A 23,295-nucleotide genomic window follows, 5' to 3' on the forward strand; every position below is an offset into this window, starting at 1 on the left:
CGCCCGGTTACATTCCGAACCCGGAAGCTAAGCCTCACAGCGCCGATGGTACTGCAGGGGGGACCCTGTGGGAGAGTAGGACGCCGCCGAACAATCATTCTAGAGAAGCCCCCGCCGGGTGAACCGGTCGGGGGCTTCTCTGTTGTAGGGTCAACATGCAATTGTCGTCATACGGGACAGGAGGCCCCCGGGTGGAGGTCCAGGAGACGCGGGTCCAGACCGATCGCGTCCTCACCATCCCCAACATGCTGAGCATGGGCCGGCTGGTCGGTGTTCCGCTCTTTCTCTGGCTCATCCTGTGGCCGGTCTTCGACGGGCCCAACAATGATGGTTGGGCACTGTTGATCCTGGCGCTGAGCGGGGTCAGCGACTACCTGGACGGAAAGCTCGCCCGCAGGTGGGGGCAGATCAGCCGGGTGGGGCAGCTGCTCGATCCGCTGGCCGACCGGCTCTATGTGCTGTCCACGCTGGTCGGATTGACCTGGCGTGAGATTCTGCCGTGGTGGCTCACCGCGATCCTGTTGGCCCGTGAGGTATTCATCGCCGCGCTGCTGCCGATTCTGAACCGGCACGGCTACGGACCGCTCCAGGTGAGTTTCCTGGGCAAGGCCGCGACCTTCAATCTGATGTACGCGTTTCCGCTTCTGCTGCTCGGCAGCGTGGACAGCTGGATCGCCCGGCCGGCCGAGGTGGTGAGCTGGGCGTTCATCTGGTGGGGGACGACGCTGTACTGGTGGGCCGCGATTCTTTACGCGGTTCAGGCGCGGCGGATCATCAGGGCGAGCGCCGCGGGCTCCGCGTCCACGGTCTGAGACGTGATCTGAGAGAAGCCCCACGCCTCATCGGTGCGTCGGACGATACCTTCCGGGTAGAGAACCTTCTGGAACGCTTTGATGGACCTGCTGGTCCACCACCGCGAAGGAGGACGCACCCGTAATGAAAGCCGTTGTAATGGCAGGGGGCGAGGGCACCCGACTCCGCCCGATGACCTCCAGCATGCCGAAGCCGCTGCTTCCGGTCGCCAACAGGCCGATCATGGAGCACGTGCTTCGGCTGCTGAAGCGGCACGGCCTCTCCGACACCGTCGTCACCGTGCAGTTCCTGGCGTCGCTGGTCAAAAACTATTTCGGTGACGGCGAAGAGCTGGGCATGCATCTGACCTATGCCCACGAGGAGACGCCGCTGGGCACTGCGGGGAGTGTCAAGAACGCCGAGGACGCGCTCAAGGACGATTCCTTTCTGGTGATCTCCGGTGACGCGCTGACCGACTTCGATCTATCGGAATTGATCGACTTTCACCGCAGCAAGAACGCTCTGGTCACCGTCTGTCTCACGAGGGTGCCGAATCCACTGGAGTTCGGGATCACGATCACGGACGACGAGGGGAGGGTCGAGCGTTTCCTGGAGAAGCCGACCTGGGGGCAGGTCTTCTCCGACACGGTGAACACCGGTATCTACGTGATGGAGCCCGAGGTCTTCGACTACGTCGCGGCGGGTGAGTCCGTCGACTGGTCGAGTGACGTCTTTCCACAGCTGCTGAAGGAGGGCAAGCGGGTCTACGGCTACGTCGCCGAGGGCTACTGGGAGGACGTGGGCACCCACGAGAGCTACGGCAAGGCCCAGGCCGACGTCCTGGAGGGCAAGGTCGACGTCGAGCTGGACGGTTTCGAGATCTCCCCGGGCGTCTGGGTCGCCGAGGGCGCCGAGGTCGACCCGGAGGCGGTGCTGCGCGGTCCGCTGTACATCGGGGACTACGCCAAGGTCGAGGCCGGCGTGGAGATCCGCGAGCACACCGTGCTGGGCAGCAACGTCGTCGTCAAGCGCGGCGCGTTCCTGCACAAGGCGGTGGTGCACGACAACGTCTACGTCGGGCCGCAGAGCAATCTGCGGGGCTGCGTGGTCGGCAAGAACACCGACGTGATGCGGGCCGCGCGGATCGAGGACGGCGCGGTGATCGGGGACGAGTGCCTGGTCGGCGAGGAGTCGATCATCGGGGCGAACGTCCGCGTCTACCCGTTCAAGACCATCGAGGCCGGCGCCGTCGTCAACACCTCGGTGATCTGGGAGTCGCGCGGCCAGGAGCACCTGTTCGGCGTCCGTGGCGTCTCGGGCATCCTGAACGTCGAGATCACTCCTGAACTGGCCGTGCGGCTGGCCGGGGCGTACGCGACGACGCTGAAGAAGGGTGCCACCGTCACCATCGCGCGTGACCACTCGCGTGGTGCGCGTGCGCTCAAACGGGCGATGATCTCGGGGCTCCAGACCTCCGCGATCGACGTCCGCGACCTCGAGAACGTGCCCATGCCGGTGGCCCGGCAGCACACGGCGCGGGGGAGCGCGGGCGGGATCTTCCTGCGGACCACGCCGGGTGTGCCGGACTCGCTGGACATCCTGTTCTTCGACGAGCGCGGGGCGGACCTCTCACAGGCCGGCCAGCGCAAGCTGGACCGCGTCTACGCACGTCAGGAGTACCGGCGGGCGTTCCCGGGGGAGATCGGGGACCTGACCTTCCCGTCCAGCGTCTTCGACTCCTACGCGGGCAACCTGCTGCGGACGGTGGACACCACCGGCGTCCGGGAGGCCGGGCTGAAGGTGGTCGTGGACACCGCGCACGGCAGCGCGGGCCTGGTCCTGCCGAGCATCCTCGGCCGGCTCGGGGTCGAGGCGCTGACCGTCTCCACCGGGCTGGACGAGGCCCGGCCGACCGAGGACGCGGAGGAGCGCAGGGCCGGTCTGGCCAGGCTGGGCGAGCTGGTCGCCTCCTCGCGGGCGGCCTTCGGTGTGCGGTTCGACCCGGTGGGTGAGCGCGTCGCGTTCGTGGACGAGCTCGGCCGGGTGATCGACGACGACCGGGCGCTGCTGGTGCTGCTGGACCTGGTCGCGGCCGAGCGGCGCAGCGGGCAGGTGGCACTGCCGGTGACCACGACCCGGATCGCCGAGCAGGTCGCCGCCTACCACGGCACCCAGGTCATCTGGACCACGACGACGCCGGACGACCTCGCGAAGGCGGCCTCCGCCGAGGGCACGGTGTTCGGCGGGGACGGACGCGGCGGCTTCGTGGTGCCGGAGTTCAGCGGGGTGCTGGACGGCGCCGCGGCGTTCGTGCGGCTGGTCGGCCTGGTGGCGCGGACCCAGCTCACGCTGAGCCAGATCGACGCGCGGATTCCGCAGGCGCACATCCGGCGCCGGGACATCGCGACGCCGTGGGCGGCCAAGGGCATGGTCATGCGCTCGGTGGTGGAGGCGGCCGGCAGCCGTCGGCTGGACACCACCGACGGCGTCCGGGTGGTCGAGGCCGACGGGCGGTGGACGCTCGTGCTGCCGGACCCGGCCGAGGCGGTCACCCACCTGTGGGCGGAGGGCCCGGACGACGAGGCCACCGAGACGCTGCTGGACGAGTGGGCGGCCGTGGTCGACGGAGCGGGGCGGTGACCGTCCGGACCTGAGCGCCGCTGAAGCCCGGAACCACCCCGAACGGCGGGGCGCGCGGTGTGACCCGCGCGCCCCGCCGTCCGTTTTCACACTATTCGGAACAATCCGTCACTTTCCGTCATGTGTGCAGCGTGTGTGCAGCTCAGGGGCCGTGCACGGGGCCCGTCGGCGACATGGGACGATGGTCTCCATGCCAGCGACGCCGACACCGAGTGCCCCGAACGGACGGTACAACCGTCCGGACGCCTCGATGTCCTTGCTGACCAATGTGATGGACCACAGCCTGGACGAGGGCTACGCGGAGGCGGCCGCCGCCCGCGGCGGTGCCCGCGACAGCCGGATACCCCGCACCTGGCAGGGGCTGCTCACGCTCGGCGCCGGGCTGGCGCTGGTCGGCGGGGTGGTGACGGTGGGCGCGGTGAACGCCCACGAGGCCGAGCCGTCGCTGGCCAAGGAGCGGGACGCGCTGATCCACCGGATCAACGACAGCAACACCTCGGCCGACCAGCTGCAGAAGCAGGTGCAGGAGCTGCGACTCAAGGTCGACAGCACCCAGCAGCAGGCGCTCGCCTCGGGCGACGCCGATCCCGGCGGGGTGAGCGGGGCCGTCGGCCTCGGCCAGGTCACCGGACCGGGCGTGAAGCTGGTCCTGGAGGACGCCGCGGGCACGGGCCTCGGCGGCAACGTCGACCCGCGGGCCGGGCAGGGCTTCTCCAACAGCGGACGGCTGCGGGACCGTGACCTGCAGCTGGTGGTGAACGGCCTCTGGGGAGCCGGCGCCGAGGCGATCGCGATCAACGGCCAGCGGCTGACCGCCCTGTCCGCGATCCGGGCCGCGGGCGAGGCGGTGCTGGTGGACAACCGGCCGCTGGTGCCGCCGTACAGCATCCAGGCGATCGGGGACGGCTCGAAGCTCCTCACGGCCTTCGAGCGGGACATGGCCGGGCAGTACCTGCGGCTGCTCCAGGAGCAGTACGGCATCAAGTCGACGCTCTCCGTGCAGAAGAACCTGACGCTGCCGGCGGCGGTGGGGGTGACGCTGCGGACCGCGCAGCCGGTGGCGCCCGACACCTCGCCCACGGCCTCCCCGACGGCCCCGGGCGGCACGCCGTCGGCCGGAGCCGGAACCCAGGAGAGCCCCGGCGCCTCCGTCTCGCCGTCGGCCTCGCCTTCCGCGTCCACCTCGCCGACCGTGCCGGGCGGTACGTCCACCGCCAAGCGGCGTCCGTCGACCGGACCCACCAAGACCACGACAGGGACAGGAGCAGCCAGACCGTGATTGCCGTACTGGGTCTTGTGATCGGGGTGGTCGTCGGCCTCTTCGTCCAACCCGAGGTGCCGGACGCCGTCGTGCCCTACCTGCCGATCGCGGTGGTGGCGGCGCTGGACGCCGTGTTCGGCGGCGTCCGGGCGATGCTCGACGGGATCTTCAACGACAAGGTGTTCATCGTCTCGTTCCTGTCGAACGTGGTGGTCGCGGCACTGATCGTCTTCCTCGGCGACCAGCTGGGCGTCGGCTCGCAGCTGTCCACCGGTGTGGTCGTCGTCCTCGGCATCCGCATCTTCTCCAACGCGGCCGCGATCCGGCGCCATGTCTTCCGCGCCTGAGCCGGGCCGCGAGGCGGCGGTGGAGGAGGAGCGCGAGCCGGCGGTGGCCGAGCAGGCCGTCGGGAAGACGGGCGCGGAGCCGGGGAAGAGCGCGGGCGACGAGGCGGCTGCGAAGCCCGCCGGGAAGGCCGTGGACGCCCCAGTGTCGGAGGCGGACCGGGAGTCCGATCCGGACGGCTCGGAGGACGCCGCCGAGGCTGCCGAGGAGGCCGGGGGGACCCCCGCCGCGGAGGAGCCGGCGGAGAAGTCCGACGCCACGGCTGAGCCTGAGGCCGATTCGGCGCCCCAGCCGACGCTGCGGCTCACGAAGGTCACCGAGCCGGCGCCAGTGGCCGAGGCGCGGGCCGAAGTGAAGGTCGAGTCGAAGGTCGAGCCGAAGGTTGGGACCGGGGCTGCGGCGAAGCCCGAGCCGGCCCCCGCGCCTGCTGCTGAGCCCGAGCCCGTGTCCGAGCCGGAGGCCGAGCCGCAAGCAGCACCCGAGCCCGGGCCCACCCCCGACCGGAACACCGGCCGACGGCGCCTGAAGGCGGCGCTCTGGCCGCCGCGGCTGTCGCGCGGGCAACTGGTGGTGGCGCTGCTGCTGTTCTCGCTCGGTCTGGGGCTGGCGATCCAGGTGCGGTCGACCAACGACCACCACAGCCAGCTGCGCGGGGCCCGCCAGGAGGACCTGGTGCGGATCCTCGACGAACTGGACAGCCGTCAGCAGCGTCTCCAGCAGGAGAAGGCGGAGCTGGAGCAGTCCCTGGCGAAGTTGGAGAACAGCTCCAACCAGGCCAAGGAGGCGCAGGAGCAGACCAGGAAGAAGGTGACGGAGCTCGGTGTGCTGGCCGGTACCGTCAAAGCCACTGGTCCGGGCATCGTACTCACGGTCGATGATCCCCAAGGGCAGGTGAAGGCAGATATGCTGCTGGACACCCTGCAAGAACTTCGAGCGGCGGGGGCGGAGGCGATTCAGATCAACGATGTGCGCGTGGTGGTCAACACCTACTTCACCGACCTGTCGGCCGGTGGGGTGCAGATCGACGGGAAGAAGGTCTCGCAGCCCTACCGCTTCACGGTCGTGGGGAACCCGCAGGACCTGACGCCCGCGCTGAACATCCCGGGTGGTGTCGTCCGCACGCTGGAGAGCCACCAGGCGCGGGCGACGATCACCCAGCAGCAGAAGGTGGTCGTCGACGCCCTCGTGGACCCGAAGTCGCCGCAGTACGCCAAGCCGGCTTCGAAGTGACGGGGCGCCCGACGAACGGCCCGTCAAGGGCGGGCGGCACCCGCCGGGGGACGCCGCCGTCGCATGGGCGAGACTGGTTCGCACCAGTACGCTCCGGAGCAACAACCGCAGTACCAACCGCCGGAGTACCACTCCGGCGGGCCCGAGCCGCAACGACCGGGCTCGCAGCATGTCCGAGGTTCTCACCCTGCCCCGCGGGCGGGTCTGTCACACGCAAGGGGATTCGCCCGTGAGTTTCTTCTCGAAGTTGTTCGGTCGCAACAAGGGCCGTGACGCGGCCGCCGTCGAGGCACCCACCGCGCGTCACCGCCGACCGGAGGACGAGCCCGCAGTGCCGGGCATGCGGCCGGCCCCCGAGGCCGGGCCGTACGCAGGTCAGCAGCTGTACCGGGACGGCGGCGCCGCCCAGTACGCGGGGAATCCGGCGGGCTACGGCGCGTCGGTTGACCCCTCCGGCGAGCCGCGCATAGGTTTCCCGTCAGGACCCTCAACCTCTGGTGGAGGGTTTGCCCCGGATCCGTACGCCGGGCACAACCCGTCGGGTGTGCCGCGCCAGGAGGCTGTGAACATGGCTGGCCCCACTCCGTGCCCCAGGTGCGGCAACCAGAACCCGGCCTCGGCCCGGTTCTGTTCCAACTGCGGCACGGCGCTGCGCGGCGGCCTGCTCCCGGAGGGGGCGGCGGAGACCACGTCGACCATCTCCATCTCCGGCCTGGAGTCGTACGACCCCACCACCACGACCGGCACCGGCGCCACGCCGGCCCTGTCGGCCGAGGTGCTGTCGGCGATCGACGCGCTGCCGCCGGGCTCGGCCCTGCTGATCGTGCAGCGCGGCCCGAACTCCGGCAGCCGCTTCCTGCTGGACTCGGACGTCACCACGGCGGGTCGCCACCCGCAGGGTGACATCTTCCTGGACGACGTCACGGTCTCGCGCCGTCACGTGGAGTTCCGCCGCACCCCGGCCGGCTTCAGCGTCGCGGACGTGGGCAGCCTCAACGGCACCTACGTGAACCGGGAGCGGATCGACGAGGTGCCGCTGAACAACGGCGACGAGGTGCAGATCGGGAAGTACCGGCTGGTGTTCTTCGCCGGCCACAACCGGGGGTACTGAAAGCGACGTCGGCAGGAGCCCGAGTGAACACGAATACCCCTTCCTCTTCTCTCGGGGCGGCCACCCCCACCCCGTCCGGTCCGTCGGCGGACCGCGGCGGGCGCGGGGTGGTCGCGGGCCCGCGGCAGCCGCTCCGGGGCGAGCGGCCCGCCGGGCGGCGGCGCGGCGGTGACGAACTGCTGAGCATCGGCGCGGTGCTGGCCTTCCTGCGCGACGACTTCCCCGAGGTCACCATCTCCAAGATCCGCTTCCTGGAGGCGGAGGGCCTGGTCGAGCCGCAGCGCACGCCCTCGGGGTACCGCAAGTTCAGCCCGGCCGACGTCGAGCGGCTGGCCTACGTCCTGCGCATGCAGCGGGACCACTACCTGCCGCTGCGGGTGATCCGGGAGCACCTGGACGCCATCGAGCGCGGCGAGAACCCGCCCGCGCTGCCCTCCGCCGCCGACACCCGGCCCGGGCCGCTGGAAGAGGCGGACCGGGAGCTGGTGGCCGCCGGCGAGGTGCCCTCCGGCGTTCGGCTGGGGCGCGCCGAGCTGCTCGCGGCGGCCGAGGCCGGGGAAGCGGAGCTGGCCGAGTGGGAGTCCTACGGGCTGGTCGCCCCGGGCCCGGACGGCGGCTACGACGGCGAGGCGCTCCAGGTGGCCCGGCTCGTCTCGGAGCTCGGCCGGTACGGGCTGGAGCCCCGGCACCTGCGCGCCATGAAGGCCGCGGCGGACCGCGAGATCGCCTTGGTGGAGCAGGTGGTGGCGCCGCTGCGCCGGCACCGGAACCCGCAGACCAGGGCGCACGCCGAGGCCACGGCCCGGGAGCTCGCGACCTTGTCGGTACGGCTGCACGCGGCGATGGTCCAGGCCGGTCTGAAGGCCCGGGGATAGTGGCCGCGGCGTTCCTGCGGCACCGGCCGCACCGCGCTGACCAGCGGCGTCCGCTCTGCGCTTTCATATCCGGGAGCGGAGCCATAGGGTTGCCTGTGTGAATGAGCTCGACGTCGTGGGTGTCCGAGTGGAGATGCCTTCCAACCAGCCGATCGTGCTGCTGCGGGAGGTCGGGGGAGATCGCTACCTGCCGATCTGGATCGGCCCCGGCGAGGCGACCGCGATCGCCTTCGCCCAGCAGGGCATGACTCCGGTGCGCCCGTTGACGCACGACCTGTTCAAGGACGTCCTGGAGGCGCTCGGCCAGCAGCTCACCGAGGTCCGGATCACCGACCTTCGGGAGGGCGTGTTCTACGCCGAGCTGGTGTTCGCCGGCGGGGTCGAGGTGAGCGCCCGGCCGTCCGACGCCATAGCGCTGGCGCTGCGCACCGGCACGCCGATCTACGGGAGCGAGGAGGTGCTCGCCGAGGCGGGCATCGCGATCCCGGACGAGCAGGAGGACGAGGTCGAGAAGTTCCGCGAGTTCCTCGACCAGGTGTCGCCCGAGGACTTCGGCGGCAGCGGTCCCCAGTAGGGGGTCCAGTAGCGGGGGCGCGCGGCCGATTGGCCGACCGTTTTGCGAAAAACCGTCCATCTACCCACACTAGGGGCACGAAAAACCACTCTCCTGAGTGATGTGGTTTGTCTGGCCCGGCGTGGCGATCGTTGACGGGTCATAGGGGACTGCCTACCGTCAGGAGTGGCTGTCCGGGTGGCCGATGCCCGCAGTCGGGTTGCCCGCAGCACAAGTGGACGGAGGCAGGCATGAGCAGCACCGGCGATGACGCGGCCGTGGGAGGCCGGTGCGCCGTGCACATGCCGCGCACCGCTCGCACCGTCACCGATCTCCCCCGGATGGGCAGGTTTCCGGCCGTGCAACCGGGCCAGCCGGCCATCGAGCGGCTGACCCCGACGTCCGACCTGCTCGGTTTCCGCGGCCCGACGGCCTGTGCGGCGGCCGGCATCACCTACCGCCAGCTGGACTACTGGGCCCGCACCGGACTGCTGGAGCCCAGCGTCCGCACCGCGTACCCGTCGACCAGTCAGCGGCTCTACAGCTTCCGCGACATCCTGCTGCTGAAGATCGTGAAGCGGCTGCTCGACGCGGGTGTCTCGCTGCAGAACATCCGGGTGGCGGTCGCCCACCTCCAGGCCGCCGCCCAGGCCGACCTGGCCGGGCTGACGCTGATGTGCGACGGCGCGACGGTGTACGAGTGCACCACGCCGCAGCAGGTGGTGGACCTCCTGAAGGGCGGTCAAGGCGTCTTCGGCATCGCGGTGGGAGCGGTCTGGCAGGAGCTGGAGCTCACCCTCGGCCGACTGCACGCCGAGCGCACCGACACCGGCGAGACCCTGGTCGGGAACGACCCGGCCGACGAGCTGGCCCAGCGGCGCAACCGGGCGGTCTGAGCAGACGTACGACGAGGCCGCGGGCCCGGACGGGGAACCGTCCGGACCCGCGGCCTCGTCGTGTTGCCTGGTTGACGTGATCGAGGGAGGGCACGTGGAGGTCGGCACCGGGATAGCGGGGCTGCTGCGGCGCAGGGCCGGGCTGCTGGGGGCGCGCCTGCGGCAGCGGCGGACGCAGCGCAGGGTGTTCCAGAGCACAGCGGTGCTCTGCTCGCTGGCGCTGGCGCCGAGCGCCTGGGTGTGGTTCGCCGCCGGCGACCGGGTGGGCACGGTGGAGAGCGCGCCCGCCGCGCCGGTCGCCGTGGTCTTCGGCGCCGGGCTGGACCAGGGCAAGCCCTCCCCGTACCTGGAGCACCGGCTGGTCGCGGCGGTGGACCTGTACCGGGAGGGGAAGGTGCAGGCGATCCTGGTGACCGGGGACAACGGGCGGGTCGAGTACGACGAGCCCGACGCGATGTACACCTACCTGATCCAGCACGGGGTGCCCGAGGACCGGGTGGTCCGCGACTACGCGGGCTTCGACACCTGGGACTCCTGCACCCGGGCGCGCCGGATCTTCGGGGTGGACCACGCCGTGCTGGTCAGCCAGGACTTCCACGTCCGCCGGGCGCTGGCCCTGTGCGAGGCGGCGGGCATCCGCTCGTACGCCGTCGGGGTGCCGGAACCGCACGACGCGACCTGGCTGTACGGCGGGCTGCGGGAGGTCGCCGGGGCGGGCAAGGCGGCGGGCGACGCCCTGCTGCGTCCGGACCCGCTGTTCCTGGGGCCCGAGGAGGACGGCATCCCCAAGGCGCTGGCGGCAGGGAGGTAGGGCCCGCCGAGGGCCGTCCGGCCGGGTTCGTACGCACTGTCGGACCCGTACGCGATGATCGGCGGGTGCGATCTCTGCCGAGCATCATCCACCTCGACATGGACGCCTTCTTCGCGGCGGTGGAGCAGGCGGCCAAGCCGAGCCTGCGCGGCAAGCCGGTGATCGTCGGCGGGCTCGGCGGGCGAGGGGTGGTCTCCACGGCCTCGTACGAGGCGCGCAGGTTCGGGGTGCACTCGGCGATGCCGATGGCGCAGGCGCGCCGGCTCTGCCCCAACGCCGCCTTCCTGGCGGGGCGGTTCGAGGCCTACCGGCAGAGCAGCGAGATCGTGATGGGGTTGCTGCGGGAGCTCTCCCCGCTGGTGCAGCCGCTCAGCCTGGACGAGGCCTTCGTGGACCTGGAGGCCGGTCCGTACGGCCCGGCGCTGCTGGAGGCGGACCACGAGACCGGCGAGCGGCTGGTGCTGGCGCTGGCGGAGGACCTGCGGGCGGACATCCATCGGTTGAGCGGGCTGACCGGATCGGTCGGGGCGGCCGGGTCCAAGCTGATGGCCAAGATCGCCTCCGAGCGGGCCAAGCCGGACGGGCTGGTCATGATCGAGCCCGGGCAGGAGCGGGCCGTGCTCGGCCCGATGCCGGTGCGGGCACTGCCCGGGATCGGGCCGGCCACCGAGCAGGTGCTGCGCCGGGCCGGGCTGAACACGGTGGCCGACCTCGCGGAGGCGGGGGAGGCGGAGCTGGTGCAGCTGGTCGGGCGGGCGCACGGCGCCGGGATCTTCCAGATGTCCATAGGACTGGACGAGCGGCCGGTGATCGCCGACCAGGACGCCAAGTCGGTGTCGGTGGAGGACACCTACGAGGTGGACCTGGCCGACCGGGAGCGGGTGCTGCGCGAGGTGGAGGCGCTGGCCGGACGGTGCGTGCGGCGGCTGCGGGCGGCCGGGCGGTCCGGGCGGACGGTGGTGCTCAAGGTCCGGCGGTTCGACTTCTCGACGCTGACCCGCTCGGAAACGCTCGGCGGGCCCACCGACGACGAGACGGTGATCACCGCGACGGCGCGCCGGCTGGCCGAGCAGGTGGACATCACGGGCGGGGTCCGGCTGCTCGGCGTGGGCGTCGCCCAACTCGCCGACTACACCCAGGAGGACCTGTTCGCCCAGACGCTGCGCGAGGAGGCCGCGGAGCACGCCGAGGCGGTGGCCGAGGCCGAGGAGGCCGAGGAGGAGCCGGAGGCCGTCGCGGTGCGGCGCTGGATGCCGGGGCAGGACGTCCGGCACGAGGAGTTCGGCCCGGGCTGGGTGCAGGGCAGCGGCGTCGGGAGGGTCACCGTACGGTTCGAGACGCCGTGGAGCGAGCGGGGGCGGGTGCGGACCTTCGCGGTGGACGACCCGGCGCTCGAACCCTCCCGGCCGCTGCCGCTGCGCCGCCACGAGGGGGCGGACGGTGCGCCGGAGGCGGGGGGCGGCCCGGTGGAGGGCGCCTGAAACGCGAAGCGACCCCACCCGGCGGGGGAGCACCGGGTGGGGCCGATCACCGTGCCGGCCCCGTACGTTCGTGATGCCCTCGCGACGTACGGAGGCCGGGGCCCCGCGCCCTGTCCCTGAGCGCGGGGGCCGGACGCCTCGTCAGGCGTCGGTCTTGACCAGCGCGGGGCTGGAGTCCTGCTGGGCCGAGCCGCCGGCGACCGTCGCGGTGGCGGCCGCCGTGCCGCCGCGGATCAGGAACGGGACGACGCCGGCGACGACGCAGACCACGGCCGCGGTCCAGAACGCGTGCTTGTAGGCGTCCAGGGTGGGCAGGGAGAGCGGGATCTGCGGCGGCAGCTTCATGGTGTTGCCGGTCAGGATGGCGGCCATGACGGCGGTGCCGATCGCGCCACCGACCGTGCGCAGCACGGAGTTCATGCCGTTGGCGATGCCGCTCTGCTCGACCGGCACGGCGCCGTTGATGAAGGCCGGCATCGCGGCGAAGGCCAGGCCGACGCCGAGACCGAAGATCGCCGAGGCGGTGTAGATGTCGCCCTCCTGCCCGTGGCGCACGGCCAGGTAGGCCATCGCGACGGCGCCGAGGACGCCACCGAGGACCAGCGGCAGGCGCGGGCCGCGGCGGGCGATCAGCAGGGCGCCGACCGGGGCGGCGACCATCGAGCCGATGGCGGACGGCAGCAGCAGGAGGCCGGCGTGCAGCACGCTGGCGGTGAAGCCGTAATGGGTCAGCTTCTCCGGGGTCTGGGCGAAGTTGCTGATGACCATGAAGGAGCCGTACATGCCGAAGCCGATGAGCAGGCCGGCCACGTTGGTGAAGGCGACGGCCGGACGGGCCATCATCTTCATGTCCACCAGCGGGTGCGCGACCTTGGTCTCGATGATCCCCCAGACCAGGGCGACCACGGCGGCGACGGCGAACAGGCCGAGCGTCTTGTTGGAGGTCCAGCCCCAGTGGTTGCCCTGGCTGACCGCGACCAGCAGTGCGGAGAGCCAGCCGGCCAGGGTGAGGGCGCCGAGCGGGTCGGCGCCGCCCTCCTTGTCGGTGACCGGGTCGGTCGGGACGCGGAAGGCGACCAGGGCGATCGCGATCAGGCCGAAGACCAGGCCCATCCAGAAGATCGACTTGTAGTCCCAGTGCTCCAGCAGGAGGCCGGTGGCGACCAGGCCGAGGCCGGAGCCGACGCCCATCGAGGCGCTGATGGCGGCGACGCCGCCGGTCACCTTCTGCTTGGGCAGCTCGTCACGGACGATGCTGATCGCCAGCGGCAGGACGCCACCGCCGGCGCCCTGGAGGACACGGGCGACGACCAGCCAGGTGAAGGAGTGGGTGCTGACCGCCAGCGCCGAACCGGCGACCAGGCCGGCCAGCGAGATCAGCAGCATCGGCTTGCGGCCCCGGAGGTCGCCGAAGCGGCCCAGGAGGGGAGTCAGCACGGCTGCGGAGAGCAGGTTGGCGGTCATCAGCCAGGTGATGCTGGAGGCGGAGACGCTCAGTTCCTTGGCCAGCGAGGGCAGGATCGGGACGACCGCGGTCTGCACCACGCTGAACGACAGCATCGCCAGGATGAGGGCCGGCAGGACCCGGGCGCTGCTCTGCTTCTCGGCCGCGGTGGTGGGCTGTGGTGCCTCACTCACGGTTGCTTCCTCCCGTACATAGTGAATGAACTGAAGTAACCATGCAGGGAGATACTTCAGAGTGTCAAATATCGAGTGGTTAAGCTTTGGCAAAGGCGAATGGTCGGGTGCGCGACAAGTGCTGGTCGAGCGCACGACAAGGGCCCCGGACGTGTCCGGGGCCCTTTGTGTCGGGGTGTTGTCGCCGCTGTCAGACGAGTGGCCGCAGGCCGGCGGGGTGGGACGAGGCGGAGGGCGGCGCGGAGGCGGAGAAGGGGGAGGGGGTGGTCGGGGCCGGTGTCGAGGTGGAGAAGGGGGAGGCTGGGGTCGGCGTCGAGGCCGGGGGCTGGGGCTGGGGCTGGGCGGCGGTGGTGTCGTGGACCTCGACGTTCTCGCGGCGGAGTTCCTCCCGGATCACCTCCTCGGTCGTGTACCGCTCGACGACCAGACGGACCCGCTCGATGGGGGCCAGGTACTTGCGGACCACCGGGCGCTCCTCGCGGAGCGTGACCTCCTCGACGGCTTCGGCGATCTCCTTCTCGCTGAGTGTGGCGCGCTCGGCGTCGCTGATCGGCGTCCGCTCGACCCGGACGCGTTCGCGGACCACCGGGACGCGGCGCTCGAACTGCTCGGTCGTCACGTACTTGCGCAGCTTCGCCGTGCCGAGGGTGTGCCACTCGGTGGTGATCTCCAGTCGCTCCTCCCGGCAGGTGATCTCCACCGGGCTGCTGGGGGCGGACGAGGGGGCGCCGGTGTGGGTGGGGGCGGTCGTGGCGGTCGACGCCGGGGCGGGCATGGGGGCGGGCTGCGGCTTCGGCTCCACGACGGGCGCGGCGGCGGGGGCGGTGGCGGCGGCGGCGGGCGCGGTGGTGATGGGCGCGGTGGTGGCGGGCGGCGCGGCGGAGGTGTGCGCGGCCGGCGGGGAGCCGACGGGTGTGACGGGTGTGACGGGTGTGCTGAGGGTCCGCATGTCGGCCTCCGGGGCGGTCCTGGCGGTTTCGGCGATGGTGGGGATGGCGGCGGCGGGGGCGGCGGCAGCGGGGGCCCGCTCGGTGGGACGTTCGGAGGCCCGCTCGGAGGCCCGCTCGGGCGTGTGGAAGGTGAGCGACTTGGCCGGGGACGCCGCGGTCGTCGCGGCGGCGGCGGCCGCCGTGGTGCCGAAGTCGAGGTCGGGCTGCTTGGCCCGGCTCCCGTTCTCGCCGTTCGGGCGGCTGTCCATCGGGGTGTCGAGCCCGTAGTAGCGGTAGAGCTGGAGCTCCTGGGCGGGGGACAGGTGCTGGCCGACGCCGAAGTCCGGCGACTCCTTCACCAGCGACTTGTCGTACGGCACCCGGAGCTCGTCGCCGGCGAACTCGCTCGTGGTCAGTGGGACGAAGGCGTCCCGGCCGAAGATGCCCGTCCGGACCGCGGCCCACTCGGGCCGGCCGGTGGCATCGTCCAGGTAGACCTCGTCGACCGTGCCGATCTTGTCTCCGTTGCGGTCGACGGCCTTGTGGCCGATGAGGTCCCGGGGGTCGATGTCGGTCTGCACGTCTTTCCTCCCGCGCGCTGAACCTGCGGAACTCCCGCAGGGAGGCGGCCGGAGCACCCGATTCCGTCCGCCACTTCACACCAAAAGCCATGAATCGGACGGGCGCGACCCGGGTGCGCCGTACGGGGTTCGCGCTGGACTGTCCGGGGGACGCGCGTAGACCTCACGCGTAGACCTCAACTGACCTGATGCACCCGTGATCGGGCGGCCTCCCGCTGGTACCCTGGGCGGCGACCGCAGAGCCCGCTCGGGAGAGTCTCCGACCGCGAAAAGCGCTGGTCGGAGCGCCGAAGGAGCAACTCCTCCCCGGAATCTCTCAGGCATCCGTACCGTGTGGGGTAGGTCACTCTGGAAAGCAGGGCAGGAGCGTCGGCACGGGAGCCGGCGATCACCACCCTCACCGACGGTGCAAGCCGGCGGAGCGCCCACAGCGCCCCGTGCGGGTGAAGCTCTCAGGTCCCGATGACAGAGGGGGAGGCCTGTCGGGTCCGCCCGCCCAGGCTCGTCCGCTGCCCGCAGCGGCGAAGGCCGGTCGGCGTGCGTACCCCCGCCGGTCCGTGACCAGGAGGCCTCGACCACCATGAACGCCCAGCCGAACGCGGGACGCCCCACCGGCGCCTCGACCCTCACCGAGCTTGAGCTGGCCAGCCCCTTCGAGAACCGCCACATCGGCCCCGACGCCGCCGCGCAGGAGAAGATGCTGGCGTCCGTCGGCTACGGCTCGCTGGACGAGCTCGCCGCCACCGCCGTGCCCGAGGCGATCCGCTCCATCACCGCCCTGGACCTGCCCGCGGGCCGGACCGAGGCCCAGGTCCTCGCCGAGCTGCGCGAGCTGGCCGACCGCAACCAGGTGCTCCAGCCGATGATCGGCCTGGGCTACTACGGCACCTTCACCCCGCCGGTGATCCTGCGCAACGTCATGGAGAACCCGGCCTGGTACACCGCCTACACCCCGTACCAGCCGGAGATCTCGCAGGGCCGCCTGGAGGCGCTGCTGAACTTCCAGACCCTGGTCTCCGACCTGACCGGCCTGCCGACCTCCGGCTCCTCGCTGCTGGACGAGGGCACCGCGGCCGCCGAGGCGATGGCGCTGGCCCGCCGCGTCACCAAGGTCAAGGGCGGCGTCTTCCTGGTCGACGCCGAGACCCTGCCGCAGACCGTCGCGGTGATCAACACCCGCGCCGTGCCGACCGGCGTCGAGGTCGTCGTCGCCGACCTGTCCGAGGGCATCCCGGCCGAGATCGCCGAGCGCGGCGTCTTCGGCGTGCTGCTCCAGTACCCGGGCGCCACCGGCGTCGTCCGCGACCTCGCCCCGGTGATCGAGCAGGCGCACGGCCTGGGCGCGATCGTCGCCGTCGCCGCCGACCTGCTCGCGCTGACCCTGCTCAAGTCCCCGGGCTCGCTGGGCGCCGACATCGCCTGCGGCACCTCGCAGCGCTTCGGCGTGCCGATGGGCTTCGGCGGCCCGCACGCCGGCTACCTGTCGGTGCGCGCCGAGTACGCCCGCTCGCTGCCCGGCCGCCTGGTCGGCGTCTCCATCGACGCCGACGGCAACCGCGCCTACCGCCTGGCGCTGCAGACCCGCGAGCAGCACATCCGCCGCGAGAAGGCCACCAGCAACATCTGCACCGCCCAGGTGCTGCTCGCCGTGATGGCCTCGATGTACGCCGTCTACCACGGCCCGGACGGCCTGGCCGACATCGCCCGCCGCACCCACCGCTACGCCGCCGCCCTCGCCGAGGGCCTGCGGGCCGGCGGCGTCGAGCTGCTGCACGGCGAGTTCTTCGACACCGTCACCGCCGTCGTCCCGGGCCGCGCCGCCGAGATCGCCGCCGCCGCCCGTGCCAACGGCATCAACGTCCACCAGGACGGCGCGGACCGCATCTCCGTCTCCACCGACGAGACCACCACCCGCGAGCACCTGGCCGGTGTCTGGGCCGCGTTCGGCGTCTCCGCCGTCGAGGTCGCCGAGGCCGCCGACGCGCTGCCCGCCGCGCTGCTGCGTGAGGACGAGTACCTGACCCACCCGGTCTTCCACAGCCACCGCTCGGAGACCGCCATGCTGCGCTACCTGCGCCGCCTGTCGGACCGGGACTACGCGCTGGACCGCGGCATGATCCCGCTGGGCTCCTGCACCATGAAGCTCAACGCGACCACCGAGATGGAGGCGGTGACCTGGCCCGAGTTCGGCCAGATGCACCCCTTCGCCCCGATCGACCAGGCCCAGGGCTTCCTGACCCTGATCCGCCAGCTGGAGCAGCAGCTGGTCGAGGTGACCGGCTACGACGCCGTGTCGATCCAGCCGAACGCGGGCTCGCAGGGCGAGTTCGCCGGCCTGCTGGCCGTGCGCGCCTACCACCACGCCAACGGCGACGCCCAGCGCGACGTCTGCCTGATCCCGTCCTCGGCGCACGGCACCAACGCGGCCTCCGCGGTGATGGCCGGCATGCGCGTGGTCGTGGTGAAGACCCTGGTCGACGGCGACGTGGACGTCGAGGACCTGAAGGCCAAGATCGAGCAGCACCGCGACAACCTCGCCGTGCTGATGGTCACCTACCCGTCCACCCACGGCGTGTACGAGACCCAGATCACCGACATCTGCGCCCTGGTGCACGAGGCCGGCGGCCAGGTGTACGTGGACGGCGCCAACCTGAACGCCCTGGTCGGCCTGGCCAAGCCGGGCAAGTTCGGCGCGGACGTCTCGCACCTGAACCTGCACAAGACCTTCTGCATCCCGCACGGCGGTGGCGGCCCGGGCGTCGGCCCGGTCGCGGTGCGCGCCCACCTGGCGCCCTACCTGCCGAACCACCCGCTGCAGGCGGAGGCCGGCCCGGCCACCGGCGTGGGCCCGATCTCGGCCGCGCCGTGGGGCTCGGCGGCCATCCTGCCGATCTCCTGGGCGTACGTCCGGCTGATGGGCGGCGAGGGCCTCAAGCACGCGACCCAGGTCGCGGTGCTGAACGCCAACTACATCGCCAAGCGCCTGGCGCCGCACTTCCCGGTGCTCTACACCGGTCCGGGCGGGCTGGTCGCGCACGAGTGCATCATCGACCTGCGTCCGCTGACCAAGGAGACGGGCGTGACGGTGGACGACATCGCCAAGCGCCTGATCGACTACGGCTTCCACGCGCCGACGATGTCCTTCCCGGTGGCCGGCACGCTGATGATCGAGCCGACCGAGTCCGAGGACCTGCACGAGATCGACCGGTTCTGCGACGCGATGATCACCATCCGGGCGGAGATCGACAAGGTCGGCTCGGGTGAGTGGGCGGCCGACGACAACCCGCTGCGCAACGCCCCGCACACCGCCGCCACGCTGGCCGGCGACTGGGAGCACGGCTACTCGCGCCAGGAGGCCGTCTTCCCGGCGGGCGTGAACCCGGCGGACAAGTACTGGCCGCCGGTGAGCCGGATCGACGGCGCGTACGGCGACCGCAACCTGATCTGCTCCTGCCCGCCGCTGGACGAGTTCGGCGTCTGACCGGACCGGGCCGGACCCTCGGAGGTCCGGCCCGGACGACAGGGCCCCGGCGGAGCATCCGCCGGGGCCCTGCCCGTTGTGCTGTCGAGTGGCGGCTGCCCCCGCCGTACGGCCGGACGGGTGGTCAGGCCGCGTGGGCGACGGGTCGGCGCGGGGCGATCACCCGGCCGTCGGGCAGCAGCTCTCCGGTGTCCTCGAACAGGACGACGCCGTTGCAGAGCAGGCTCCAGCCCTGCTCCGGGTGGCAGGCCACCGACACGGCCGCCTCGCGGTCCTCGGACTCGGCCGACGGGCACTCAGGACGGTGCTGGCACATACGCGTACCCTCGCTTCGCTCTGCGATCCTCCCCGTGGTGCGGTCGCCGGAGGTCGTACCGTCCGGAACCGCCGCGGTGGTCGGATCCTGTCCGCGCGCCGGCCAGGTGTGGACCGGCGCTCAAGTGGGTAGGACAGGTGGTCCTTCCACGCTGGTTCCCAGTGTCGGCATCCCGGGACCCGCGCGCCAGGGATTTCGTGACATGCGCCACAACTCCCGGGCAGAGATCACCCGTTCAGGTGGGGCCGACGGGAACGGGTGCACCAGTGGGTCAGTCGGGGCATGGCCCGATGGGGTCATGCCGGATGGCCCGATCGGGTGGTCGCCGTTCGGATGAGGAGTCGCTGGGGCGAGTGCGCGGGCGTGTGGGTGAGGAGCCACTGGGGCGGGTGCGCGGGGTGCGAGGGCGTGCGGGCGCGGCCTCGGGCCGCCGGGCGGGTGGGTCCGGTGGCCCGAGGGGGCGGCGGGTCAGGAGGAACCGAGCAGCAGCGGCCTGGCGAGCGGGGCGCGGGCGAGCAGCGGCAGCAGTTCGGCGGCCGGGCAGGCGCGGTGTGCGGTGACGCCGAGCGGGGCCGGGGCCAGCGGGATCAGCAGGTCGGCGGCCGGGCCGGCGTCGGGGCTGTGCAGCCACAGCGCCGTCGCGTACTGGCCGGGGAAGGTCAGCAGCCGGGGCTGCTGGCGGGTCCGGGAGGACTGGGCGAGCTGCCAGGCCTCGCGCAGCGCCCGGACCGTCGAGTCGAGGTACGGGCCCGCGGTGAAGTGGGAGAAGGTGTGGCCCTCGGCGCTCTGCACCACCTCGGCGGCGGCGGCCACCTCGGTGCCGTCCTTGATCAGGAAGCGCCAGCCGGTGCGGCGGGCGGCCGTGAGCTCCGGGCGCCCGCCGGTCAGGACGTGCACCGCGAGCGGGTGGGCGGGGAGCAGTGGGCCGGTCGGATGAAGCAGCGCTGCGGCGGCGGGCTGGCGCAGCGCGGTCTCCGAGTCGAGCGCGCCCAGGACGGCGCGCAGCGCGCTCGGCGGGGGCTGGGGGGTTTGCAGAGTCATGGCGGGGTCCGCCTCTCCAAGCGAGATCGGCGTGCGAGTGCGGCATACCGGCGTGGCGGGTGACGCGTCTTCGGTGACGGGGCCCGACCGTGTCCGGTTGTGCAGGATCGCGGTGCCGGCGCGGTCGTCGCCGTCGACGAGGCTTCGGGGCGAGGCGGACCGGCCGGAGCGCTGTACCAATTCGAACAGACGCGCAGGGTGATCTGTTTATCACAGGCTGTGGTGCCGGGCAAGTCTGCAGTTCGCCTGATTTTCCGTCAGATGCCTTGCAATGCAAGCCAGTCCGGGCGATCGGGTATCGATCTTCGCGATGGGCATGATGCTTGCACGGTCGGTCGACCGGGTGCTCGACGGGGTGGCTCTGGAGGAGGAGACCGTGGGCGAGAAGGTCGTGGCGACTCGGGCGGAACTGGCGGACCGGCAGCTGTACCGGCGCAAGCTCCACGCGTGTCTCGAAGCGCTCGGACGGATGCTCCGGGAGGACCGCTTCGACCGGCCGCGGGCGGTGATGGGCCTGGAGATCGAGCTCAACCTGGCCGACGAGCAGGGCCTGCCGGCCATGAACAACGCGCAGGTGCTGAGTGCGATCGGCTCCAGCGACTTCCAGACCGAACTGGGCCGCTTCAACATCGAGGTCAACATCACGCCGCACCGGCTCTGCGGCCACGTCTTCGAGGAGCTGCGCGAGGAGATCGACACCGGGCTGCGCTACGCCGACCGGCGGGCGGCCGAGGCGGGCGCCCGGATCGTCATGGTGGGCATCCTGCCGACCCTGGAGCACGCCCACACCGGGCTGGACGCGATGAGCCACAACCAGCGGTACAGCCTGCTCAGCGACCAGATCCTGGCCGCCCGCGGGGAGGACATCGCGCTGGACATCGAGGGGGTCGAGCACCTCCAGCTGGAGTCCATCACCATGGTGGCCGAGGCCGCCGCCACCTCGCTCCAGCTGCACCTCCAGGTGACCCCGGAGCGGTTCTCCTCGGTGTGGAACGCGGCCCAGGCGATCTGCGGGCCGCAGCTCGCGCTCGGCGCCAACTCGCCGTTTTTGTTCGGGCGGGAGCTGTGGCGGGAGACCCGTCCGGTGCTCTTCCAGCAGGCCTGTGACACCCGTACGGCGGAGCTCAAGGCGCAGGGCGTGCGCCCGATCACCTGGTTCGGCGAGCGCTGGGTGGACTCGGCGTACGACCTGTTCGAGGAGAACCTGCGGTACTTCCCCGCGCTGCTGCCGATCTGCGACGACGAGGACCCGCTGAAGGTGCTGTCCTCCGGCGGCGCGCCCAGGCTCGCCGAGATGAGGCTGCACAACGGGACCATCTACCGCTGGAACCGCCCGGTGTACGACATCGCGGGCGGGGTGGCGCACCTGCGGGTGGAGAACCGGGCACTGCCGGCCGGGCCGACGGTGGCCGACACGCTGGCCAACGCCGCCTTCTACTACGGGCTGGTGCGGGTGCTCGCCGAGCAGCCCCGGCCGATCTGGACCAGGCTGCCGTTCGAGCGGGCGGACGAGAACTTCCAGCAGGGCGCCCGGTACGGCATCGACGCGGTGTTCCAGTGGCCGCGTTCCGGGCGGGCCGGGCGCGGCGGGCTGCAGACCGTGTCCGCCGTCGACCTGGTGCTGAACGAGCTGCTCCCGATGGCCCACCAGGGCCTCGACGAGTGGGGCGTGGAGCCCGCCGACCGGGACCGCTACCTGGGCATCATCGAGCAGCGCTGCCTGCGCCGCACCAACGGCGCGTCCTGGCAGGTCGCGACCTTCCACCGGCTGCGCGAGCAGTACGGGATGGACCGGCCGGCCGCGCTCGCGGCGATGACCAGGCGCTACGCCGAGCTGATGCGCGGCGGCGAGCCGGTGCACACCTGGCCGGTGGGCTGACCGCGGGGACCGGCCTCCCCGCCGGGGCCGGCCGCGGGGGACCGGCCTCCCCGCCGGGGCTGATCGGCGGTTGTGTCAGGATGATCGCTCCGGCGGTCGGCCGACGGCCGGAGCGACCGCCCGTCCGCTGGAGCCCCCGTGACCACCGTCCCGACCGCGCCGGAGACGGCGAAGCCCATCCGTCGGCTGTTCGGCGCGGAGCTGCTGATCGTCCTCGGCCTCTCCCTCGGGGCCAGCGGGATCGGCGCGCTGATCAGCTTCGCCGGCTCGCTCACCGAACCGCTCAAGCTGGGCCAGCAGGTCGCCACGCTGAACGGCTCGCGGGCGCCCGGGCGGCCCTGGCTGGACCTCACCTGGCAGCTGTACTACATCGGGCGCGGACTGATGCCGGTGGCGCTGGTCGGCTACCTGCTGGTGCGCGAGGGGGTCGCGCCGCGGGTGCTGGGCTTCGACCTCGGGCAGAAGCTGCGCGACCTGGGGCGGGGCGCCGCCGTCGCGGCCGCGATCGGCGGGTCGGGGCTGGCGCTCTACCTGGCGTCGCAGGCGGCCGGGTACAACCTGACGGTGGCGCCGTCCGGGCTGCCGGACGTGTGGTGGCGGGTACCGGTGCTGGTGCTGTCGGCCTGGCAGAACGCCATCCTGGAGGAGGTCGTCGTCCTCGGCTACCTGCTGCGCCGGCTGGGGCAGCTGGGGTGGTCGTGGCCGGCGGCGGTGGTGGCGAGTTCGGTGCTGCGCGGCTCGTACCACCTGTACCAGGGGGTCGGCGGGCTGGTCGGCAACATGGTGATGGGCGTGGTGTTCTGCCTGCTGTACCGGCGCTGGGGGCGGGTGATGCCGCTGGTGGTGGCGCACGCGCTGATCGACACGGTGGCCTTCGTCGGGTACGCGCTGCTGGCCGGGCACGTCAGCTGGCTGCCGACCCCTTGAGCGGGACGTGGGTGCGCGGCGGACGGGCGAGCAGTCGCTCGACGTGCCGGCGTTCCAGGCCCTGGCCGGGGTCGACGGGCAGCAGCAGGCGGTCCCGGCGCCACAGGGCGCGGCGGACCAGCCGCGGCGGGATGACGTCGTCCACCCAGGCGAACGGCCGGCCCTCGGCGTAGCGCAGCAGCGGGGCCCACTTGGCGGCGGAGAGCAGCTCCATCAGCGGGACGCGCGGGTCACCGGGCTGCGGGACGTAGCCGGTGAAGGTGACCACGGGGAGCGGGTCCAGCCCGATCGCCGGGGCGATGTGGGTGTTGGCGTGCTCCTCCCAGGTGGTCGCCCACACGAGGTCGTACGTTCCGGCGAGCTCGCGCAGCCAGGCGCCGTGCCGGGCGGACAGCAGGACGGTGTAGCCGAACAGGGTGTGGGCGTCGAACCCGGAGTCCGGGTGCGGGCGGACCGGGTTCAGGACGCCGTCGACGTCCAGGAACAGCAGTGGCTTCGGCACCGGTGG

19 protein-coding genes, 1 rRNA gene, 1 pseudogene and 1 riboswitch are annotated in these 23,295 nt (G+C 72.1%); of the genes and pseudogenes, 15 read left to right on the forward strand and 6 right to left on the reverse strand.

Annotation, left to right across the window (positions count from 1 at the left end):
• The 12 genes from rrf to ABZ449_RS33325 all read left to right on the forward strand — a co-directional run.
• Positions 1–92, forward strand: a 5S ribosomal RNA gene (rrf, locus tag ABZ449_RS33270); the annotation flags it as partial.
• A 99-nt stretch (positions 93–191) separates the two neighbouring features.
• Entirely contained in the window at positions 192–812 is a 621-nt protein-coding gene (locus ABZ449_RS33275) for a CDP-alcohol phosphatidyltransferase family protein (protein WP_360353590.1), read from the forward strand.
• A gap of 124 nt (positions 813–936) precedes the next feature.
• Complete coding sequence (locus tag ABZ449_RS33280; RefSeq protein ID WP_360353591.1) at positions 937–3,432, forward strand: mannose-1-phosphate guanyltransferase; 2,496 nt, start codon at positions 937–939, stop codon at positions 3,430–3,432.
• Positions 3,433–3,622: 190 nt separating this feature from the next.
• Positions 3,623–4,711, forward strand: a complete 1,089-nt coding sequence (locus tag ABZ449_RS33285) for a DUF881 domain-containing protein (RefSeq protein ID WP_360353593.1) — start codon at positions 3,623–3,625, stop codon at positions 4,709–4,711.
• Positions 4,708–5,040 (forward strand): small basic family protein, encoded by a 333-nt coding sequence (locus ABZ449_RS33290; RefSeq protein WP_030062488.1) that lies wholly within the window; start codon positions 4,708–4,710, stop codon positions 5,038–5,040. The genes ABZ449_RS33285 and ABZ449_RS33290 overlap by 4 nt, the downstream gene beginning before the upstream one ends.
• A 442-nt stretch (positions 5,041–5,482) precedes the next feature.
• Positions 5,483–6,268 carry a DUF881 domain-containing protein gene (locus ABZ449_RS33295; protein WP_360353637.1) on the forward strand — a complete coding sequence of 262 codons (786 nt, stop codon included), beginning with the start codon at positions 5,483–5,485 and terminating at the stop codon, positions 6,266–6,268.
• Between the two features lie 229 nt (positions 6,269–6,497).
• On the forward strand, positions 6,498–7,379 hold the full coding sequence (locus ABZ449_RS33300; protein ID WP_360353595.1) for an FHA domain-containing protein: 882 nt from the start codon (positions 6,498–6,500) through the stop codon (positions 7,377–7,379).
• A 176-nt stretch (positions 7,380–7,555) separates the two neighbouring features.
• Complete coding sequence (locus tag ABZ449_RS33305) at positions 7,556–8,254, forward strand: MerR family transcriptional regulator (RefSeq protein WP_360353639.1); 699 nt, start codon at positions 7,556–7,558, stop codon at positions 8,252–8,254.
• A gap of 97 nt (positions 8,255–8,351) precedes the next feature.
• Positions 8,352–8,828, forward strand: a complete 477-nt coding sequence (locus tag ABZ449_RS33310; protein ID WP_030303568.1) for a bifunctional nuclease family protein — start codon at positions 8,352–8,354, stop codon at positions 8,826–8,828.
• Positions 8,829–9,058: 230 nt separating this feature from the next.
• Complete coding sequence (locus ABZ449_RS33315) at positions 9,059–9,703, forward strand: MerR family transcriptional regulator (RefSeq protein ID WP_360353596.1); 645 nt, start codon at positions 9,059–9,061, stop codon at positions 9,701–9,703.
• Positions 9,704–9,860: 157 nt separating this feature from the next.
• Positions 9,861–10,514 carry an ElyC/SanA/YdcF family protein gene (locus tag ABZ449_RS33320; RefSeq protein ID WP_360353641.1) on the forward strand — a complete coding sequence of 218 codons (654 nt, stop codon included), beginning with the start codon at positions 9,861–9,863 and terminating at the stop codon, positions 10,512–10,514.
• A gap of 65 nt (positions 10,515–10,579) precedes the next feature.
• Positions 10,580–11,995, forward strand: a complete 1,416-nt coding sequence (locus ABZ449_RS33325; RefSeq protein ID WP_360353597.1) for a DNA polymerase IV — start codon at positions 10,580–10,582, stop codon at positions 11,993–11,995.
• A gap of 141 nt (positions 11,996–12,136) precedes the next feature.
• Here ABZ449_RS33325 and ABZ449_RS33330 read toward each other — a convergent pair whose 3' ends face one another.
• From ABZ449_RS33330 to ABZ449_RS33340, 3 genes and pseudogenes are all read right to left on the reverse strand, one after another.
• A complete protein-coding gene (locus ABZ449_RS33330; protein ID WP_360353599.1) occupies positions 12,137–13,633 on the reverse strand; it encodes an MFS transporter in 1,497 nt (498 codons plus the stop codon).
• Positions 13,634–13,823: 190 nt separating this feature from the next.
• Complete coding sequence (locus ABZ449_RS33335; RefSeq protein WP_360353643.1) at positions 13,824–14,831, reverse strand: YsnF/AvaK domain-containing protein; 1,008 nt, start codon at positions 14,829–14,831, stop codon at positions 13,824–13,826.
• Positions 14,832–14,840: 9 nt separating this feature from the next.
• Positions 14,841–15,143 (reverse strand): annotated as a pseudogene (locus ABZ449_RS33340) (PRC-barrel domain-containing protein); the annotation flags it as partial.
• A 238-nt stretch (positions 15,144–15,381) separates the two neighbouring features.
• Positions 15,382–15,485, forward strand: a riboswitch (glycine riboswitch).
• Between the two features lie 238 nt (positions 15,486–15,723).
• Here ABZ449_RS33340 and gcvP point away from each other — a divergent pair.
• Positions 15,724–18,624 carry an aminomethyl-transferring glycine dehydrogenase gene (gene gcvP / locus ABZ449_RS33345; protein ID WP_360353601.1) on the forward strand — a complete coding sequence of 967 codons (2,901 nt, stop codon included), beginning with the start codon at positions 15,724–15,726 and terminating at the stop codon, positions 18,622–18,624.
• Positions 18,625–18,748: 124 nt separating this feature from the next.
• Here the strand turns inward: gcvP and ABZ449_RS33350 are convergent, their stop codons facing one another.
• Positions 18,749–18,940 carry a DUF5999 family protein gene (locus tag ABZ449_RS33350; protein ID WP_030256473.1) on the reverse strand — a complete coding sequence of 64 codons (192 nt, stop codon included), beginning with the start codon at positions 18,938–18,940 and terminating at the stop codon, positions 18,749–18,751.
• A 468-nt stretch (positions 18,941–19,408) separates the two neighbouring features.
• Positions 19,409–19,981, reverse strand: coding sequence for a hypothetical protein (locus ABZ449_RS33355; RefSeq protein WP_360353603.1), 573 nt, complete (start codon positions 19,979–19,981; stop codon positions 19,409–19,411).
• Between the two features lie 376 nt (positions 19,982–20,357).
• Between ABZ449_RS33355 and ABZ449_RS33360 the strand changes: the two genes are divergently transcribed.
• Both ABZ449_RS33360 and ABZ449_RS33365 read left to right on the forward strand, forming a co-directional pair.
• A complete protein-coding gene (locus tag ABZ449_RS33360) occupies positions 20,358–21,860 on the forward strand; it encodes a glutamate--cysteine ligase (protein WP_360353644.1) in 1,503 nt (500 codons plus the stop codon).
• A gap of 138 nt (positions 21,861–21,998) precedes the next feature.
• Complete coding sequence (locus tag ABZ449_RS33365) at positions 21,999–22,787, forward strand: CPBP family intramembrane glutamic endopeptidase (protein ID WP_360353605.1); 789 nt, start codon at positions 21,999–22,001, stop codon at positions 22,785–22,787.
• On the opposite strand, the gene ABZ449_RS33370 is transcribed toward ABZ449_RS33365, so the two are convergent.
• Positions 22,765–23,289 carry an HAD domain-containing protein gene (locus ABZ449_RS33370; protein ID WP_360353607.1) on the reverse strand — a complete coding sequence of 175 codons (525 nt, stop codon included), beginning with the start codon at positions 23,287–23,289 and terminating at the stop codon, positions 22,765–22,767. The two genes, ABZ449_RS33365 and ABZ449_RS33370, sit on opposite strands and share 23 nt — an antisense overlap.
• Between the last annotated feature and the right edge of the window lie 6 nt (positions 23,290–23,295).

It is taken from the genome of Kitasatospora sp. NPDC005856, assembly GCF_040629945.1.
Taxonomy (GTDB): domain Bacteria; phylum Actinomycetota; class Actinomycetes; order Streptomycetales; family Streptomycetaceae; genus Kitasatospora.